Source organism: Mycobacterium sp. PSTR-4-N, from assembly GCF_022348085.1.
Taxonomy (GTDB): domain Bacteria; phylum Actinomycetota; class Actinomycetes; order Mycobacteriales; family Mycobacteriaceae; genus Mycobacterium.
The window spans coordinates 44775-61311 of the sequence record NZ_JAKRFN010000005.1 but is presented as its reverse complement, the minus strand read 5'-3'; the positions used below and the strand labels follow the sequence as shown (position 1 = coordinate 61311).

The 16537-nt window shown below is 67.9% G+C and carries 16 protein-coding genes and 1 pseudogene; 15 read left to right on the top strand and 2 right to left on the bottom strand.

Translation table 11 applies throughout. From position 1 onward, the window contains the following. Positions 1-41: 41 nt before the first annotated feature. The 4 genes from MHN84_RS08915 to MHN84_RS08900 all read left to right on the top strand — a co-directional run bounded on the left by MHN84_RS08915 (position 42) and on the right by MHN84_RS08900 (position 3153). Positions 42-911, top strand: a complete 870-nt coding sequence (locus MHN84_RS08915; RefSeq protein ID WP_241204284.1) for an ABC transporter permease — start codon at positions 42-44, stop codon at positions 909-911. Further along, positions 908-1945, top strand: a complete 1038-nt coding sequence (locus MHN84_RS08910) for a glycine betaine ABC transporter substrate-binding protein (protein WP_241204283.1) — start codon at positions 908-910, stop codon at positions 1943-1945. Before MHN84_RS08915 ends, MHN84_RS08910 begins: the two co-directional genes overlap by 4 nt. Next, on the top strand, positions 1929-2705 hold the full coding sequence (locus MHN84_RS08905; RefSeq protein WP_241204282.1) for an ABC transporter ATP-binding protein: 777 nt from the start codon (positions 1929-1931) through the stop codon (positions 2703-2705). The genes MHN84_RS08910 and MHN84_RS08905 overlap by 17 nt, the downstream gene beginning before the upstream one ends. A 94-nt stretch (positions 2706-2799) precedes the next feature. Further along, positions 2800-3153 (top strand): hypothetical protein, encoded by a 354-nt coding sequence (locus tag MHN84_RS08900; RefSeq protein WP_241204551.1) that lies wholly within the window; start codon positions 2800-2802, stop codon positions 3151-3153. Here MHN84_RS08900 and MHN84_RS08895 read toward each other — a convergent pair. After that, positions 3150-3266 (bottom strand): annotated as a pseudogene (locus MHN84_RS08895) (CAP domain-containing protein); the annotation flags it as partial. The gene MHN84_RS08900 and the pseudogene MHN84_RS08895 overlap by 4 nt on opposite strands. A 135-nt stretch (positions 3267-3401) precedes the next feature. Between MHN84_RS08895 and MHN84_RS08890 the strand changes: the two are divergent. The 3 genes from MHN84_RS08890 (at position 3402) to MHN84_RS08880 (ending at position 5518) form a co-directional block, all read left to right on the top strand. Continuing rightward, on the top strand, positions 3402-4073 hold the full coding sequence (locus MHN84_RS08890) for a TetR/AcrR family transcriptional regulator (protein ID WP_241204281.1): 672 nt from the start codon (positions 3402-3404) through the stop codon (positions 4071-4073). A gap of 41 nt (positions 4074-4114) precedes the next feature. Next, the gene (locus tag MHN84_RS08885) at positions 4115-4870 is read left to right on the top strand and encodes a DUF72 domain-containing protein (RefSeq protein WP_241204280.1); all 756 of its coding nucleotides are present in this window, start codon (positions 4115-4117) and stop codon (positions 4868-4870) included. Between the two features lie 207 nt (positions 4871-5077). Then, a complete protein-coding gene (locus tag MHN84_RS08880; RefSeq protein ID WP_221353008.1) occupies positions 5078-5518 on the top strand; it encodes an SRPBCC family protein in 441 nt (146 codons plus the stop codon). Here the strand turns inward: MHN84_RS08880 and MHN84_RS08875 are convergent. Next, a complete protein-coding gene (locus MHN84_RS08875) occupies positions 5484-6233 on the bottom strand; it encodes a GntR family transcriptional regulator (protein WP_241204550.1) in 750 nt (249 codons plus the stop codon). The two genes, MHN84_RS08880 and MHN84_RS08875, sit on opposite strands and share 35 nt — an antisense overlap. A gap of 142 nt (positions 6234-6375) precedes the next feature. On the opposite strand from MHN84_RS08875, the gene fadD5 reads away from it, so the two are divergent. From fadD5 to MHN84_RS08835, 8 genes are all read left to right on the top strand, one after another. Next, positions 6376-8013 carry a fatty-acid--CoA ligase FadD5 gene (fadD5, locus tag MHN84_RS08870; RefSeq protein ID WP_241204279.1) on the top strand — a complete coding sequence of 546 codons (1638 nt, stop codon included), beginning with the start codon at positions 6376-6378 and terminating at the stop codon, positions 8011-8013. 218 nt (positions 8014-8231) lie between these two features. Then, a complete protein-coding gene (locus MHN84_RS08865) occupies positions 8232-9026 on the top strand; it encodes an ABC transporter permease (protein ID WP_241204278.1) in 795 nt (264 codons plus the stop codon). 1 nt (position 9027) lies between these two features. Beyond that, positions 9028-9897, top strand: coding sequence for an ABC transporter permease (locus MHN84_RS08860; protein WP_241204277.1), 870 nt, complete (start codon positions 9028-9030; stop codon positions 9895-9897). A gap of 2 nt (positions 9898-9899) precedes the next feature. Continuing rightward, positions 9900-11117: an MCE family protein gene (locus tag MHN84_RS08855; protein WP_241204276.1), complete on the top strand. Its 1218-nt coding sequence runs from the start codon at positions 9900-9902 to the stop codon at positions 11115-11117. Continuing rightward, entirely contained in the window at positions 11114-12145 is a 1032-nt protein-coding gene (locus MHN84_RS08850; protein WP_241204275.1) for a virulence factor Mce family protein, read from the top strand. Before MHN84_RS08855 ends, MHN84_RS08850 begins: the two co-directional genes overlap by 4 nt. Continuing rightward, a complete protein-coding gene (locus MHN84_RS08845) occupies positions 12142-13728 on the top strand; it encodes an MCE family protein (protein WP_241204274.1) in 1587 nt (528 codons plus the stop codon). Before MHN84_RS08850 ends, MHN84_RS08845 begins: the two co-directional genes overlap by 4 nt. A 16-nt stretch (positions 13729-13744) precedes the next feature. Further along, the gene (locus tag MHN84_RS08840) at positions 13745-15388 is read left to right on the top strand and encodes a virulence factor Mce family protein (protein WP_241204273.1); all 1644 of its coding nucleotides are present in this window, start codon (positions 13745-13747) and stop codon (positions 15386-15388) included. 2 nt (positions 15389-15390) lie between these two features. After that, entirely contained in the window at positions 15391-16536 is a 1146-nt protein-coding gene (locus MHN84_RS08835; protein WP_241204272.1) for a virulence factor Mce family protein, read from the top strand. Position 16537 lies beyond the last annotated feature (1 nt).

Sequence of the window (16537 nt, the reverse complement as noted above, 5' to 3'; positions counted from 1 at the left end):
CAGCACTTTCGCAGCCCTGACGTGTCCGTCAGCATCTGCCGGTGTCCGTTTTCGTCGACATCACGCCCGAAGACGCCGCCACCGCGGGGCCCGTCGCTGACGCGCGTCCGCGCGCGGGCCGGTGGCGTTCCGGGCTGACGCGGGCGGCGCTGCCGCTGCTGTCGGTGGTCGTCTTCGGTGTGGTGTGGCAGCTCGCGGCCGCCAGCGGCATATGGAACCAGACGTTCGTGCCCTACCCCGCCACGGTGTGGCGGGCCTTCCTCGATGTCTCCACCACCCACGACGGCGCCCGCGGCTATGCCGGATACCTGCTGTGGGAGCACCTCTACATGACGCTGCGCCGGGTGCTCGCCGGCGTCGTGATCGGCGTCGCGCTGGGCGTCGTGCTCGGGCTGCTGATGGGCTCGGTGAGCTGGCTGCGTTCGGTGCTGGAACCGTGGCTGACGTTCCTGCGCGCGCTGCCGCCCCTGGCCTACTTCTTCCTGCTGATCATCTGGCTGGGCATCGACGAGGCACCCAAGATCACGCTGCTGGCGCTGGCCGCTCTGCCGCCCGCCGCGGTCGCCACCACTGCCGCCGTCGTCGCCGCGCCCGTCGCGCTGCAGGAAGCCGCCCGCGCGCTCGGCGCGACACGGGGACAGGTGATTCGCGACGTCGTCATCCCCTCGGCGCTGCCCGAGACGTTCACCGGTATCCGGCTGGCCGTCGGGATGGCGTACTCGTCCGTGGTCGCCGCGGAGCTGTTCAACGGCATTCCCGGCATCGGCGGTCTGGTCAAAGACGCGAGCAACTACAACAACACCCCCGTCGTGCTGGTCGGCATCTTCGCGATCGGTATCTCGGGCCTGGTCATCGACGGTCTGCTGCGCGCCGCCGAACGGCGCGCGGTCCCCTGGAGAGGAAAGATATGAATCGGAAATGGTCGGTGGCCGTGCTGATTTCGGCACTCGTTGCGGTGCTGACGCTGAGCGGCTGCTCGGTCGGTAGCAGTGGTCAGGACAGCTCGAAGGAGACGATTCGCATCGGCTATCAGGCCTTCCCCAGCGGGGACCTGATCGTCAAGAACAACAGGTGGCTCGAGGAGGCGCTGCCGGACTACACCATCAAGTGGACGAAGTTCGACTCCGGCGCCGACGTGAACACCGCGTTCATCGCGAATGAACTCGACTTCGGTGCCCTGGGGTCGAGCCCGGTGGCGCGTGGCCTGTCGGCTCCGCTGAACATCCCGTACAAGGTCGCGTTCGTGCTCGACGTCGCGGGCGACAACGAAGCACTGGTGGCCCGCAACGGGACCGGCATCGACACCATCGCCCAGCTGAAGGGCAAGCGCATCGGCACGCCGTTCGCGTCCACCGCGCACTACAGTCTGCTCGCTGCGTTGAGTCAGAACGGATTGTCGCCCAACGACGTTCAGTTGATCGACCTGCAGCCGCAGGCCATCCTCGCGGCGTGGGAGCGTGGTGACATCGACGCGGCCTACACCTGGCTGCCGACGCTGGACCAGTTGCGCAAGACCGGCAAGGATCTGATCACGAGCCGGCAGCTGGCCGAGGACGGGAAGCCGACGCTGGATCTGGGTGCAGTGTCCGACGACTTCGCCGCACGTCATCCCGATGTCGTCGACATCTGGCGTCAGCAACAGGCCCGTGCGCTCGCGCAGATCCACCAGGATCCGTCGGCCGCCGCCAAGGCCATCTCCGCCGAGATCGGCTTGAGCCCCGAGGATGTCGCCGGCCAACTCGAGCAGGGCGTCTACCTGACACCCGAACAGGTGACGTCGCCGGAATGGCTTGGCACAGAGGGCAAACCGGGCAACATCGCGGTGAACCTGCAGAGTGCATCGCAGTTCCTGGCCGAGCAGAAGCAGATCCCGGAGGCCGCGCCGCTGCAGACGTTCACCGAGGCGATCTACACGAAGGGCCTGCCGGGTGTCCTCGCGCAGTGATGTGATTGCGCTGCAATCGGTGTCGCACCGATACGGCAGTGGGCGCGATGCCGTGACCGCGGTCGGCCCGGTGGACCTGACCGTCGAGCCGGGTTCGTTCGTGGTGCTCGTCGGCGCGTCGGGGTGCGGAAAATCCACGCTGCTGCGACTGCTCGCCGGATTCGAGTCGCCGACCGAGGGTTCCGTCGAGATCGGCGGTGCACCACCGACTCCCGGCGTCAGTGCGGGTGTGGTGTTCCAACAACCGCGGCTGTTCCCGTGGCGGACCGTGGGCGGCAACGTGGAGCTGGCGCTGACCTACGCCAAGGTGCCGCGGGAGCGGCGGGCTGAGCGGCGCGACGAACTGCTGGACAGGGTGGGCCTGGCGGGGTTGGTGAAACGCCGCATCTGGGAGATCAGTGGTGGCCAGCAGCAGCGGGTGGCGATCGCCCGGGCCCTCGCGGCCGAGACACCGCTGTTCCTGCTCGACGAGCCGTTCGCTGCGCTCGATGCACTCACGCGCGAGCGGCTGCAGGAGGACGTGCGGGCGGTGAGCGCCGAATCCGGGCGCACCACCGTGTTCGTCACGCACAGCGCCGACGAAGCGGCGTTCCTGGGCTCGCGGATCATCGTGCTCAGCCGCCGGCCGGGGCAGGTGGCGCTGGACCTCCCCGTCGACCTCCCGCGCTCGGGCGTCGACCCCGATGAGCTGCGGCGCTCCCCGGAGTACGGCCGGTTGCGGGCCGAGGTCGGCCGGGCGGTCAAAGCCGCTGCGGCCTGAGGTCGGTGGGTCTCGAAACGGCACCGAAACCGCATCGAGTCGGACCGGACCGGTGCGCCCGCTGGGCTGTGAGTCGCACGATAACCGCGTGAGCATGGTGGTGGAGCGGGGTCTGGCGAGGTGTCCGCGGTGCGTGTCGATGGCCGATTACGTCTTCATCGAATCCGCACCGCACGGGATGCGGTACGAGGTGCGGTGCCGCAAATGCGGGGAGCGCTACTCCGAGGACATGTGGCCGGCGCCGGGTGCGGATCTGGTGCACGTCGAGCCCCGGCTGCTCTGGCCGCCCGACCGTGAGCCGGTGCCGCCGAGGGACTGGGCCGCCGAGATCCGCGGCCACGTGTCCGCCGCGGTGGTGTGGAGCCGTGCCGAGATCGACGAAATGGTGCGTCGCACTCGCACAATCGCGCCCAAACGTCGGTTTGGGCGGATGCTGGCCGCGGACTAGACCGGCGGGTAGGCCGGCGGCGGGTACACCCCGCGCAGGATCCAGGCGAACCAGTTGATGCCGTACTCGAGTTCGTCACTCGCGTCGTAATCGGGATTCGGGTCCACCGCAATACCTCCGTCGGGCCGGGCGTGCACGCTGGTGCCGAGTCTAGACCGGACGCGACCGCGGTCACAGAACAACCACCTAGACTGGACCAACCAGTTAGTGGAGCGCGGACCTGCCGGTCCCTTCTAGAGTGGGGCACCATGTCCGAGACCGCTGTGCCGCCCGCCACGGGCAACGGGATGTCCCGTCGCGAGGAGTTGTTGGCCGTCGCCACCAGGCTGTTCGCCGCCCGCGGTTACCACGGCACCCGGATGGACGACGTCGCCGACGCGGTCGGGCTGAACAAGGCGACCGTCTACCACTACTACGCGAGCAAGGCGCTGATCCTCTACGACATCTACAAAGGGGCGGCGGACTTCACCGTCGACGCACTGCACGACGACCCGTCGGCGTCGGCCCGCGAGACGATTTACCACTTCACCCGGCGCCTGCTGGTCGGGATCGCCAGCAACATCGAACGCGCGGCGGTCTACTTCCAGGAGGGCCCGTACATCACCGAGTGGTTCACCGAGGAGCAGGTGGCCTACATCCGGGAGAAGGAGACCCAGGTCTACGAGCACGTGCGCGACGTCATCGACCGCGGCATCGCCAGCGGCGAGTTCTACGACTGCGATTCCCACGTGCTCGCGCTCGGCTACATCGGCATGACCCTGGGCTCCTACCGCTGGCTGCGCCCCCACGGCCGCCGCACCGCCCAGGAGATCGCGGTCGAGTTCTCCACCGCGCTGCTGCGCGGCCTGATCCGTGACGAGGCCGTGCGGGAGACCACCCCGCTCGGCGTGGACCAGGCCCAGGCCAGCTCCGGCGCCTAGGACGTGCACTGCACGTCACGCGGCGGGGTACTCGGTGCGGTATGGCAACCCACATCGGCACCTCGGGGTGGTCCTACAACCACTGGATCGGGGTGCTCTACGAACGGGGACTGCCGGCCGGGCAGCGTCTGGCCCGGTACGCCGCCGAGTTCGACACCGTCGAACTCAACGGCAGCTTCTACCGGTGGCCGCCGGACGCCTGGTTCGCCCGCTGGCGCGAGCAGGTGCCGCCGGGATTCTCGATGGCCGTCAAGGCGCCACGCGGCCTGACGCATGCGCGTCGGCTGCGCTCACCCGAGGTGTGGGTCGAGCGTCTGCACCGCGGATGGAGTGAGCTCGCAGCGCACGCCGGACCGCTGCTGGTGCAGCTGCCGCCGACGTTGGAGCGCGACACGGCGACGCTCGAGCGGCTCGACCATTTCCTCGGCGGCCTGCCCGCCGCGATCCCCGTCGCCGTGGAGTTCCGGCACCCGTCGTGGCACGACGCGGCCGCGTTCGACCTGCTGGAACGCCACGGTGCGGCGTACGTGGTGATGAGCGGTTCGGGCCTGCCGTGTGTGCTGCGCGCCACGACGTCGTTCGTCTACGTGCGGTTGCACGGTCCCGATCCCGATGCGCTCTACGGCGGCTCCTACAGCGACGACGACCTGCGCTGGTGGGCCGACCGGGTTCGAGAATGGGACGACCAGGGCCGCGACGTGCTCGTGTACTTCAACAACGACCTCGGTGGACATGCCGTGCGCAACGCCCGGACTCTCAAGGCCGCCCTGGGTTTGGCGGCGTCGACGTCGGGGTAGTCCCCCCGGCTATGACGGCCCCGAAGATCCTTGCGCGGATGCGCACCTTCGTGCGCACCGGCTACCCGGCCGCAGCACCGCGGCAGGGCCATATCGCCGCACTGGCGTTACTGCCCCCGACGACCAGCGGCACTCGGCACTGAGCCGCCCGGCGAGCAAGCAGCCGCGACGGCGTGAGGCCCCACGCGAACTCGCTATGCTTCCCCGATGCCGCTGGTGAGTAAGACCGTGGAGGTCGCAGCCCCCGCCGAGTCGATCATGGCGATCGTCGCCGACTTCGAGGCCTACCCGCAGTGGAACGAGGAGATCAAGGGCTGCTGGATTCTGGCGCGCTATCCCGACGGCAGACCGAGCCAGCTGCGGCTCGACGTGGTGGTGCAGGGCCAGGCGGGCACGTTCATCACCGCGGTGTATTACCCGGGAGAGAACCAGATCTTCACGATGCTGCAGCAGGGCGACCACTTCGAGAAGCAGGAACAGAAGTTCTCCGTGGTCGCCATGGGTCCGACGTCCCTGCTGACCGTCGACCTCGACGTCGAGACGACGCTTCCGCTGCCCAAACCGATGGTCAAGAAAGCCATCGGCGACACGTTGGACTACCTCGCCGACAACCTCAAGGCGCGCGCCGAGCAGCTCGCTGCGACCTAGGTTCGACCTGGGTGGACGGCCCCCACAGACCGATCCGGTCGAGGTACTCCAGAAGCCGTGTTAACCCGTCGGCGAACTGACCTTCGGTCAGCCGCACCACGGTGGCGACGTCGCGCCGGCGCAGCGCGTCGATCAGCACCACGTGACCGGCCACTGCGTCGGCACCCCAGCTCTGGTCCGAGGCGAACACGTGCGGCGGTAGGTAGCGGCTGGCGTGCAGCAGAAACCAGGCCAGCTTGATCCGTCCGGAGGCCCGGTTGACGGCGCGGTGGAACGCGAACTCGGCCCGCGCGGCCCCGTCGGCGTCGTCGCGGTGCACGGCATCGGCCAGTGCGGCGTTGAGGTCCACCAGCTCGTCGATCTGGGTGTCGGTGATGCGCCGGGTGGCGGTGGCGGCCAGTTCCTGCGCGATCGTCGACTGCATCCAGAAGATGTCTTCGATGTCGGTGCGCGACAGCGGCATCACGCGGTGGCCCCGATGAGGTTCCAGCTCGACCATGCCCTCGCCGCGCAGCGTCCTCAGGGCTTCACGCACCGGGGTGATGCTCACGCCGAGGCGGGCAGCGGTCTCGTCGAGACGGATGAAGCTGTCCGGCCGCAGTGCACCGGTCATGATCTCGGTGCGCAGCCGGCCGGCCACCTCGTCGGACAGTTGCTCCCGCCGAACCCTGCCGGACGGCTTACCCGTTGACAGCGGGCTGGCCGGAGCTGACATGGCGATGACGCCCTTCCCCCCTGCGGGTGCGACGGGTTGTCCCGACGCCACCTGGGCCATAGTGTGACCGCGGCAACACAATGTTTGATCAAATATCAGCACCGCGCAACTCACGACCGCAGACCATGACGGAGCGATCCTGGTGACAACCGAGCTGGAGCAGCCGTACCTGGCCCGGCGGCAGAACTGGGCCAATCAGCTCTCCCGGCACGCGCTGATGCAGCCGCAGAACACCGCGCTGCGGTTCAGCGGCGCCACCACCACGTGGGCCGAGCTCGAGCGCCGCGTGTCCGCGCTGGCCGGGGCCCTGCATCAGCGGGGCGTCGGTGCCGGCGACCGCGTGCTGATCCTGATGCTCAACCGGCCCGAGTTCATCGAGACGACGATCGCGGTCAACAAGCTCGGCGCGATCGCCGTTCCGGTGAACTTCCGGATGACCCCGCCGGAGATCGCCTTCCTCGTCTCGGATTGCGGTGCGGCGATCGTCGTGACCGAACCTGTCCTGGCCGCTGTGGCCACCGCGGTGCGTGACCTGGACGCCACGCTGCAGACGGTCGTCGTCGCCGGGACCGAGACGGGCGACGGGGCGCTCGGCTACGAGGATCTGATCGCCGAGAACGCGCCGTGCCCGCCCGTCGACGTTCCCGACGATGCGCCCGCGCTGATCATGTACACCTCCGGCACCACCGGCCGACCCAAGGGTGCGGTGCTCACGCACAACAATCTGGCCGGTCAGGCGATGACCCACCTGTTCACCAACGGGGCCGACCTCAACCACGACATCGGCTTCGTCGGCGTGCCCCTGTTCCACATCGCAGGTGTCGGCAACACGATCGTCGGACTGCTGCTCGGCCGGCCGACCGTCATCTATCCGCTCGGCGCCTTCGATCCGGACCAGCTGCTCGATGTGCTCGCCGCGGAGAAGGTGACCGGCATCTTCCTGGTGCCGGCCCAGTGGCAGGCGGTGTGCGCAGCGCAGCGCGCCCATCCCCGGGAGCTCTCGCTGCGGGTGCTGTCCTGGGGCGCCGCGCCCGCCTCGGACACCCTGCTCCGCGAGATGGCCGACACATTCCCGGGCGCGGCGATCCTCGCTGCCTTCGGCCAGACGGAGATGTCGCCGGTGACCTGCATGCTGTTGGGCGAGGACGCCCTGCGCAAGCTCGGTTCGGTGGGCAAGGTCATCCCGACGGTGTCGGCGCGCATCGTCGACGACGACATGAACGACGTGCCGGTGGGTCAGGTCGGCGAGATCGTCTACCGGGCCCCGACGCTGATGGCCGGCTACTGGAACAACCCTGCGGCCACCGCGGAAGCCTTCGCCGGCGGGTGGTTCCACTCCGGGGACCTGGTTCGGCAGGACGGCGACGGTTACATCTGGGTCGTCGACCGCAAGAAGGACATGATCATCTCGGGTGGGGAGAACATCTACTGCGCCGAGGTGGAGAACGCGCTCGCCGCGCACCCCGACATCGCCGAGGCCGCCGTGATCGGCCGCCCGGATCCGAAGTGGGGTGAGGTGCCGGTTGCTGTGATCGCCCTGCGAACTTCGCTGACATCGGCTGGGAGCGCGCCGTTGTCGCTGGCCGATCTCGACGCGTTCCTCACCGAGCGGCTGGCCCGCTACAAGCACCCGCGTGCCCTCGAAATCGTCGAGGCGCTGCCCCGAAACCCGGCCGGCAAGGTGCTCAAGACGGAGCTGCGGACCCGGTTCGCCGGACCGGCCGACATTGACGCCGGCGAAAGTTCCACGCGGACAACGGTTTCGACGGGGCAGCGGTGACGCGGCGCGAAGGGGTGGCCAGTGCTAACGGTTGAGTGCGCAATCGCGCGGATGCGGTACGAAGCGTCGCCACCATCGGGTACAGTCCGGTGGTCCGTCTTACTACCGACGAGTAGTAGGACGTATCTCACACGTTTGGGGTCGGGGCTGGAAGGGAGCGTGCGACAGGTGCTGCCGGTGCGCTACATCTCCGCCGAGTGCGTCGCGGGGACTTCGCGGTGACGACGACTTCCAACCTGACGGGCTACGTGCGCGATCAGGTCAGGCCCGCGCTGACGGCGGTCGGCGGCTTCGTCCGCATGTGCGCTCTGGTCGGTAAGGCCCTGCCGCGTCCGTTCCAATGGCGCGAGTTCATCCTGCAGAGCTGGTTCCTGCTCCGCGTGGCCTTCCTGCCCACCGTCGCGGTGTCCATCCCGCTCACCGTGCTGCTCATCTTCACGCTGAACATCCTGCTCACCGAGTTCGGCGCCGCCGACATCTCCGGCGCCGGTGCGGCGCTGGGCGCGGTCACCCAGCTCGGTCCGCTGGTGACGGTGCTGGTGGTCGCCGGCGCGGGGTCCACCGCGATCTGCGCCGACCTGGGCGCGCGCACCATCCGCGAGGAGATCGACGCCCTCGAGGTGCTCGGCATCGACCCCATCCACCGCCTGGTGGTGCCCCGCGTGGTCGCCTCCACGTTCGTGGCGATGCTGCTCAACGGCGCGGTCATCACGATCGGCCTGGTCGGCGGCTTCATCTTCGGTGTGTACCTGCAGAACGTCTCCGCCGGCGCCTACGTGTCGACACTGACCCTGGTCACCGGGCTCCCCGAGGTGCTCATCTCACTCGTCAAGGCGCTCACGTTCGGCCTGATCGCCGGCCTGGTCGGCTGCTACCGCGGGCTGACGTGCGCCGGCGGCGCCAAGGGCGTCGGAACCGCGGTGAACGAGACCCTGGTGCTGTGCGTGATCGCGCTCTTCGCGGTCAACGTCGTGCTGACCACCATCGGCGTCAAATTCGGAACGGGGAGCTGACATGTCCACTGGCGCCGTTCTGCGCTCCCGGTTCCCCCGCGGAGTCGCCACCGCCCAGAAAGTGGCCGGTGCGCCCGCCCGCGGGCTGGACTCTCTGGGCCATGTCGCCTGGTTCGTGGTCACCGCGGTCGGCTCCATCGGGCACGCCATCCGCTACTACCGCAAAGAGATGCTCCGCCTGATCGCCGAGATCGGAATGGGCACCGGCGCCATGGCCGTCATCGGTGGCACCGTCGCGATCGTCGGCTTCGTGACGCTCTCGGGATCGTCGCTGGTCGCCATCCAGGGCTTCGCGTCGTTGGGCAACATCGGCGTCGAGGCGTTCACCGGCTTCTTCGCCGCACTGATCAACGTGCGCATCGCCGCCCCGGTCGTCGCCGGCCAGGCGCTGGCCGCCACGGTCGGCGCCGGCGCCACCGCCGAGCTGGGCGCCATGCGCATCAGCGAGGAGATCGACGCACTCGAAGTCATGGGCATCAAGTCGATCTCTTACCTGGTCTCGACGCGGATCATGGCCGGCTTCGTGGTCATCATCCCGCTGTATGCGATGGCGATCATCATGAGCTTCCTGTCCGCGCAAGCCACCACGACGATCTTCTACGGCCAGTCGACGGGCACCTACGAGCATTACTTCCGCACGTTCCTGCGGCCGGACGACGTGTTCTGGTCGTTCGTGCAGGCCGTGATCATCTCGGTGATCGTCATGCTCAATCACTGCTACTACGGCTTCTACGCCAGCGGCGGCCCCGTCGGCGTCGGTGAGGCCGTCGGCCGGTCGATGCGCGCCTCGCTCATCGCGATCGTCTGTGTGGTCCTGTTCGCCTCGTTGGCGCTCTACGGCGTCGACCCGAACTTCAACCTGACGGTGTAGCCATGACCGCACCCGTGAACAACCCCCGCACGCCGCCCTACAAGCTGGCGGGCCTCGTGCTGGCGCTCGTGACGATCGTCGTCCTCGTGCTGGTGTTCCTGCAGTTCCGGGGCGACTTCCTGCCCCGCACGCAGTTGACGCTGATGTCCCCCAGGTCGGGCCTGTCGATGGATCCCGGCGCCAAGGTCACCTACAACGGTGTGCAGATCGGCCGGGTCGGCGAGGTCGAGCAGGTCAACGTCGGCGGCGAGCCCCAGGCCAAGATCCTCCTCGAGGTCAACCCCAAGTACCTCGATCTGATCCCGCAGAACGTGGACGCCGAGATCGCCGCCACCACGGTGTTCGGCAACAAGTACGTGTCGTTCTCCTCGCCGGAGAACCCGTCGCCGAAGCGGATCACCAGCTCGGACACGATCGACGCCTCCCACGTGACCACCGAGTTCAACACCCTGTTCGAGACCGTGGTGTCGGTCGCCGGTCAGGTCGACCCGATCAAGCTGAACCAGACGCTGACCGCGACGGCTCAGGCGCTCAGCGGGCTCGGCGACCGGTTCGGTCAGTCGATCGTCAACGGAAATCAGATCCTCGACGAGATCAACCCGCAGATGCCGCAGTTGCGCCGCGACAACCAGCTTCTCGCCGACCTGGCCGACGTGTACGCCGATGCAGCGCCCAACCTGTTCGACGGACTGCAGAACGCGGTGACCACCGCGCGCACCCTCAACGAGCAGCAGGGCAACGTCGATCAGGCGTTGATGGCCGCGGTCGGATTCGGCAACAACGGCGGCGACGTCTTCGAGCGCGGCGGCCCCTACCTCCAGCGCGGTCTCAAGGACCTGGTGCCCACCTCGGCGCTGCTGGACAAATACAGCCCCGCGCTGTTCTGCACCATCCGCAACTACCACGATGTGGAGCCCAAGGTCGCCGCATCGCTGGGCGGCAACGGCTACTCGCTGCGCACCCACTCGGAGCTGATCGGGTTGGGCGCCGGTAACGCCTACGTCTATCCCGACAACCTGCCGCGGGTTAACGCCAAGGGTGGGCCCGAGGGCCGCCCCGGTTGCTGGCAGCCCGTCACCCGCGATCTGTGGCCGTCGCCGTACCTGGTGATGGACACCGGAGCGTCGATCGCGCCGTACAACCACCTGGAACTGGGCCAGCCGCTGCTCACCGAGTACGTCTGGGGCCGCCAAGTCGGGGAGCACACGATCAACCCATGAAAATCACCGGAACCGCGATCAAGCTGGGGGCGTTCTCCCTGGTGCTGCTGCTGTTCACCGCGCTCATCATCGTGGTGTTCGGGCAGATGCGCTTCGACCGCACCAACAGCTACTCCGCGATCTTCACCAACACCAGCGGCCTGCGCTCCGGGCAGTTCGTCCGTGCTTCGGGCGTGGAGGTCGGCAAGGTCAAGGACGTGAAGCTGATCGACGGGGGCAGCAAGGCCCAGGTCGACTTCGACGTGGACCGCTCACTCGATCTGTTCGACGAGACCACCGCATCGGTCCGCTACCTGAACCTGATCGGTGACCGCTACCTCGAGCTCAAGCGCGGTGACAGCAACACCCGGCTGCAGCCCGGCGGCACGATCCCGGTCGAGCGCACCGAGCCGGCCCTCGACCTCGACGCACTGATCGGCGGCTTCCGCCCGGTGTTCCAGTCGCTGGATCCGCAGAAGGTCAACACGATCGCGCAGTCGATCGTGACGGTCTTCCAGGGCCAGGGCGGCACCATCAACGACATCCTGGACCAGACCGCGTCGCTGACGTCCGCGCTGGCCGATCGGGACCAGGCGATCGGAGAGGTGATCAACAACCTGAACACCGTGCTGGCCACCACCGTCAAGCACCAGCAGCAGTTCGACGACACGGTCAAGAACTTCGAGACCCTGATCACCGGACTGAAGAACCGGGCCGATCCGATCGCCAAGTCGGTGGCAGACATCAGCGACGCCGCCGGCACGATCGCCGACCTGCTGGCCGACAACCGGCCACTGCTGCAGCAGACCACCAGCAAGCTCGAGATCCTCCAGCAGCCGCTGGTGGAACAGAAGGATCAACTCAACGACCTGCTGGTCCGGGTTCCGACCGCGCTGAAGATCATCGGCCGCTCCGGCGGCATCTACGGTGACTTCTTCAACTTCTACGCCTGCGACGTGACGCTCAAGCTGAACGGGCTCCAGCCCGGTGGGCCGGTGCGCACGGTCAAGGTGTGGAGCCAGCCCTCGGGTAGGTGCACACCGCAATGAGAGTCCTCGAGGGTTCCAACCGCGTCCGCAGCGGGTTGATGGGCGTCATCCTGCTGATCGTCGTGATCGGTGTCGGGCAGAGCTTCACCAGCGTGCCGATGCTGTTCGCGACGCCCACCTATTACGCCGAGTTCTCCGACACCGGCGGCATCAATGCCGGCGACAAGGTGCGCATCGCCGGCGTCGACGTCGGTTTGGTGCGCTCGACGGAGATCTCCGGCGACAAGGTCGTGATCGGCTACTCGCTCGGCGGCACCGAGATCGGTACCAGGAGCCGTGCCTCGATCCGGACCGACACGATCCTGGGCCGCCGCAACATCGAGATCGAGCCGCGTGGCGACGAAGCACTGCAAGCCAACGGCATCCTGCCGCTGGGCCAGACCTCGACGCCGTACCAGATCTACGATGCGTTCAACGACCTGAGCAACTCCGCATCCGGCTGGGACACCAAGACGGTGCGCGATTCGCTCAACGTGCTGTCGGAGACGATCGACCAGACCTACCCCCACCTGTCCGCGGCGCTCGACGGGGTCGCCCGTTTCTCCGACACCATCGGCAAGCGTGACGACCAGATCAAGCAGCTGCTGAGCAACGCCAACCGGGTGGCCGGCGTGCTGGGCAACCGCAGCGAACAGATCAACGCCCTGTTCGTGAATGCGCAGACGCTGCTCGCCGCGGTCAACGAGCGCAACTACGCCGTCAGCCAGCTGCTGGAGCGGGTCGGCAAGTTCTCCAACCAGGTCAAGGGCTTCATCGACGACAACCCGAACCTCAACCATGTGCTCGAGCAGCTGCGCACCATCAGTGACGTGCTCAACGAGCGCAAGTTCGACCTCGTCGACGTGCTGACCACGCTCTCGAAGTTCACCGCGTCGCTGGGTGAGGCGATCGCGTCGGGGCCCTACTTCAAGGTGATGTTGGCCAACCTGGCGCCGTACTGGATTCTGCAGCCCTACGTCGACGCGGCGTTCAAGAAGCGCGGCATCGATCCGCAGCAGTTCTGGCGCAACGCCGGCCTGCCCGCGTTCCGGTTCCCGGACCCCAACGGCACCGGCTTCACCAACGGCGCGCCGCCGCCGTCGCCGACCCCGCTGGAAGGCACCCCGGACAGCCAGACGGGACCAGCTGTCGTGGCCGGCTCGCCGTGCTCGTACACCCCGCCCGCGGACGGCCTGCCCAGCCCGGCGAATCCGCTCCCGTGCGCCGGTCTGTCCGTCGGCCCCTACGGCGACAACCCGTACGGCCCGAACTACGAAGGCCAGGGCCCCAACGTCGCGACGTCGGCGCCGAACCCGAACGGGCCGCAGCCCGCTCCGGGTGTGCCCGCCGCCGCGATCCCGGGTCAGCTGTCCCCGGACGTGCCCGGGGCGATGCCGCCGCTGCCGCCTGCACCGCCCGGGGCTCGCACGGTGCCGTTGGCGCCGCAGCCGTCGGCGCCGGACTTCACGCCCGGCATCGCGCCGCTGCCGCCGGCCCTCAACGGGCCGCCGCCGCCGCCCGGTCCGGGTCCGCAGCCGGCCCCGGCGGGCCAGCCGCTGCTGCCGGGCAATCCACCGTTCCTGCCGCCGGGCTCGCAAGGTTAAGGGGGTGCAGAGCTAGATGTCGACGATCTTCAACGTGCGAAACCTGAAGGTGCCGGGCGTGTCCCGAACGGCACTGGTGATCGGCACCGTGGTGCTGATCGCCGCGATCGTGGCCGCGTTCTTCGGTTGGAAGGCCTATCAGCGGCTGACCAAGAACACGGTGACCGCCTACTTCACCCAGACCCTGGCGCTGTATCCGGGGGACAAGGTCCAGATCATGGGCGTGCAGGTCGGCAAGATCGAGGCGATCGAGCCCGACGGCGACAAGATGAAGGTGACCTTCAACTACGACAAGAAGTTCAAGGTCCCCGCCAACGCCACCGCCTCGATCCTGAACCCCAGCCTGGTGGCCTCCCGCACCATCCAGCTCGCTCCGCCCTACACCGGCGGGCCCGTGCTGGAGAACGGCGCCGTCATCAATCTCGATCGCACGCAGGTGCCGGTCGAGTACGACGACCTGCGCGATTCTCTGGACAAACTGCTCACCGACCTCGGACCGACCAAGGAACAGCCCAAGGGTCCGTTCGGCGACATCATCGAGTCCGCGGCTGACGGTTTCGCCGGCAAGGGCGAGCAGCTGAACAAGACCCTCAAGGGTCTCTCGGACGCGCTGTACGCCCTCAACGAGGGCCGCGGTGACCTGTTCAGCGTCGTCAAGAGCCTCGCGCTGTTCGTCAACGCGCTCTACAAGAGCGATCAGCAGTTCGTGGCGCTGAACAACGATCTCGCCAAGTTCACCAACGCGTTCACGAACACCGACCGCGAAGTGGCCAACGCACTGCAGGACCTGAACCAATTGCTCGCGACCACAAGGGATTTCATCGGCAAGAACGGTGAGGTTCTGGCCCACGACGTGGACAACCTCGCTGATGTGACCAATGCGATCCTGCAGCCCGAGCCGCGTGACGGCCTGGAGACGGGTCTGCACGTGTTCCCCAACCTCGGCGCCAACGTCGTCAACATCTCCGCGCCGAACCAGGGCGGCATCATGAGTGTGCCGGTGATCAACAACTTCGCCAACCCGATGCAGTTCATCTGCAGCGCGATCCAGGCCGGGAGCCGGTTGGGCTATCAGGAGTCCTCCGAGCTGTGCGCCCAGTACCTGGGCCCGATCCTGGACGCGATCAAGTTCAACTACCTGCCGTTCGGCGCCAACCAGCTGCAGGCGGCGACGACCCTGCCGAAGCAGATCGCCTACTCCGAGCCACGGCTGCAACCGCCGCCGGGATACAAGGACACCACCGTGCCCGGCATCTTCTCCAGGGACACGCTGTTCTCCCACGGCAACCACGAGCCCGGCTGGGTCGTCGCACCCGGCATGCAGGGCGTCCAGGTGCAGCCGTTTACGCAGAACATGCTGACCCCGGAGTCGCTGTCGGAGTTGATGGGCGGGCCCGACATCGTGGCGCCCGCGGCGCCGCCCGCGTTCGGCGTGAACAACGGCCGGCTGCCCGGCCCCCCGAACGCGTACAACGAGAACAACCCGCTGCCCCCGCCATGGTATCCGCAGCCGGGCCCCCCGCCGGCGCCCGCACCGGGCGTCATCCCGGGTGATCCGCTGGGGGCGATTTCGCCGGCGGCGCCGGCGCCCGGCCCCGCGCCGGGGCCTGCGCCTGCGATGCCGTCGGGTCCGTTGTTGCCGGCTGAGGCGGGAGGCTGACCGTGGGACGCTTGGCGACTTTGAGTCGACGCGCAGTGGCGCTCGGCGCGGCAGCCGTGGTGCTGACCTCGTGCGGATCGTGGAAGGGCATCGCGAACGTGCCGCTGCCCGGCGGGCCCGGCACCGGACCCGACCACACGACGATCTACGTCCAGATCCCGGACACGTTGGCGCTCAACGTGAACAGCCGGGTGCGGGTGGCCGACGTGTACGTCGGCCGGGTGCGCTCCATCGAGCTGAAGAACTGGGTCGCCACGCTGACGCTGGACCTGGATTCGACGGTGCAGCTGCCCAAGAACACGCTGGCCAAGATCGGGCAGACCAGCTTGCTGGGTTCGCAGCACGTGCAGCTCGACGCGCCGCCGGACCCGTCCCCGGAGAAGCTCGAGACCGGGGACACCATCCCGCTGAAGAACGCGTCGGCCTTCCCGACCACCGAGCGGGTGCTGGCGAGCATCGCCTCCATCCTCACCGGCGGCGGGGTGTCGAACCTCGAGACCATCCAGACCGAGATCTTCAACGTCCTCAACGGCCGGTCGGATCAGATCCGCGATTTCCTGGGCAAGGTCGACACGTTCACCGATCAGCTCAACCAGCAGCGTGACGACATCACCCGGGCCATCGATTCGACGAACCGGTTGCTGTCGATCGTCGAGCAGCGCAACGACACCCTCGACCAGGTGTTGACCGAGTTCCCGCCGCTGATCAAGCACTTCGCCGACACCCGGGATCTGTTCGCCGACGCGGTGCAGGCCCTGGGCCGGATCAGCAACGCGGCCGACGACGCGCTGTCCCCGGCCAGCGGTGACCTGAACACGAACCTGGCCAACCTGCAGCGTCCGCTGCGGGAACTGGGCAAGGCCGGACCGTACCTGCTTGGCGCGCTGAAGCTGATCTTCACCGCACCGTTCAGCATCGAAAACGTGCCGAAGGTGGTTCGCGGTGACTACATCAACGTCTCGCTCCTGGTGGATCTGACGCTGTCGGCCATCGACAACGGCATCCTGAGCGGCACAGGCGTCTCGGGCATGCTGCGGGCACTCGAGCAGTCGTGGGGCCGCGACCCGAAGACGATGATCCCGGATGTGAGGTTCACCCCGAACCCGCACGACGCCCCGGGCGGACCCCTGGTGGAAAGGGGTGAGTGAG

What these genes read in the sequence shown, in the direction of transcription:
- MHN84_RS08910 (WP_241204283.1), top strand. Translation starts at nt 908, where the DNA reads ATGAATCGGAAATGGTCGGTGGCCGTGCTGATTTCGGCACTCGTTGCG.
- MHN84_RS08900 (WP_241204551.1), top strand. Translation starts at nt 2,800, where the DNA reads ATGGTGGTGGAGCGGGGTCTGGCGAGGTGTCCGCGGTGCGTGTCGATG.
- MHN84_RS08890 (WP_241204281.1), top strand. Translation starts at nt 3,402, where the DNA reads ATGTCCGAGACCGCTGTGCCGCCCGCCACGGGCAACGGGATGTCCCGT.
- MHN84_RS08885 (WP_241204280.1), top strand. Translation starts at nt 4,115, where the DNA reads ATGGCAACCCACATCGGCACCTCGGGGTGGTCCTACAACCACTGGATC.
- MHN84_RS08880 (WP_221353008.1), top strand. Translation starts at nt 5,078, where the DNA reads ATGCCGCTGGTGAGTAAGACCGTGGAGGTCGCAGCCCCCGCCGAGTCG.
- MHN84_RS08875 (WP_241204550.1), bottom strand. Translation starts at nt 6,233, where the DNA reads ATGTCAGCTCCGGCCAGCCCGCTGTCAACGGGTAAGCCGTCCGGCAGG.
- MHN84_RS08860 (WP_241204277.1), top strand. Translation starts at nt 9,028, where the DNA reads ATGTCCACTGGCGCCGTTCTGCGCTCCCGGTTCCCCCGCGGAGTCGCC.
- MHN84_RS08855 (WP_241204276.1), top strand. Translation starts at nt 9,900, where the DNA reads ATGACCGCACCCGTGAACAACCCCCGCACGCCGCCCTACAAGCTGGCG.
- MHN84_RS08850 (WP_241204275.1), top strand. Translation starts at nt 11,114, where the DNA reads ATGAAAATCACCGGAACCGCGATCAAGCTGGGGGCGTTCTCCCTGGTG.
- MHN84_RS08845 (WP_241204274.1), top strand. Translation starts at nt 12,142, where the DNA reads ATGAGAGTCCTCGAGGGTTCCAACCGCGTCCGCAGCGGGTTGATGGGC.
- MHN84_RS08840 (WP_241204273.1), top strand. Translation starts at nt 13,745, where the DNA reads ATGTCGACGATCTTCAACGTGCGAAACCTGAAGGTGCCGGGCGTGTCC.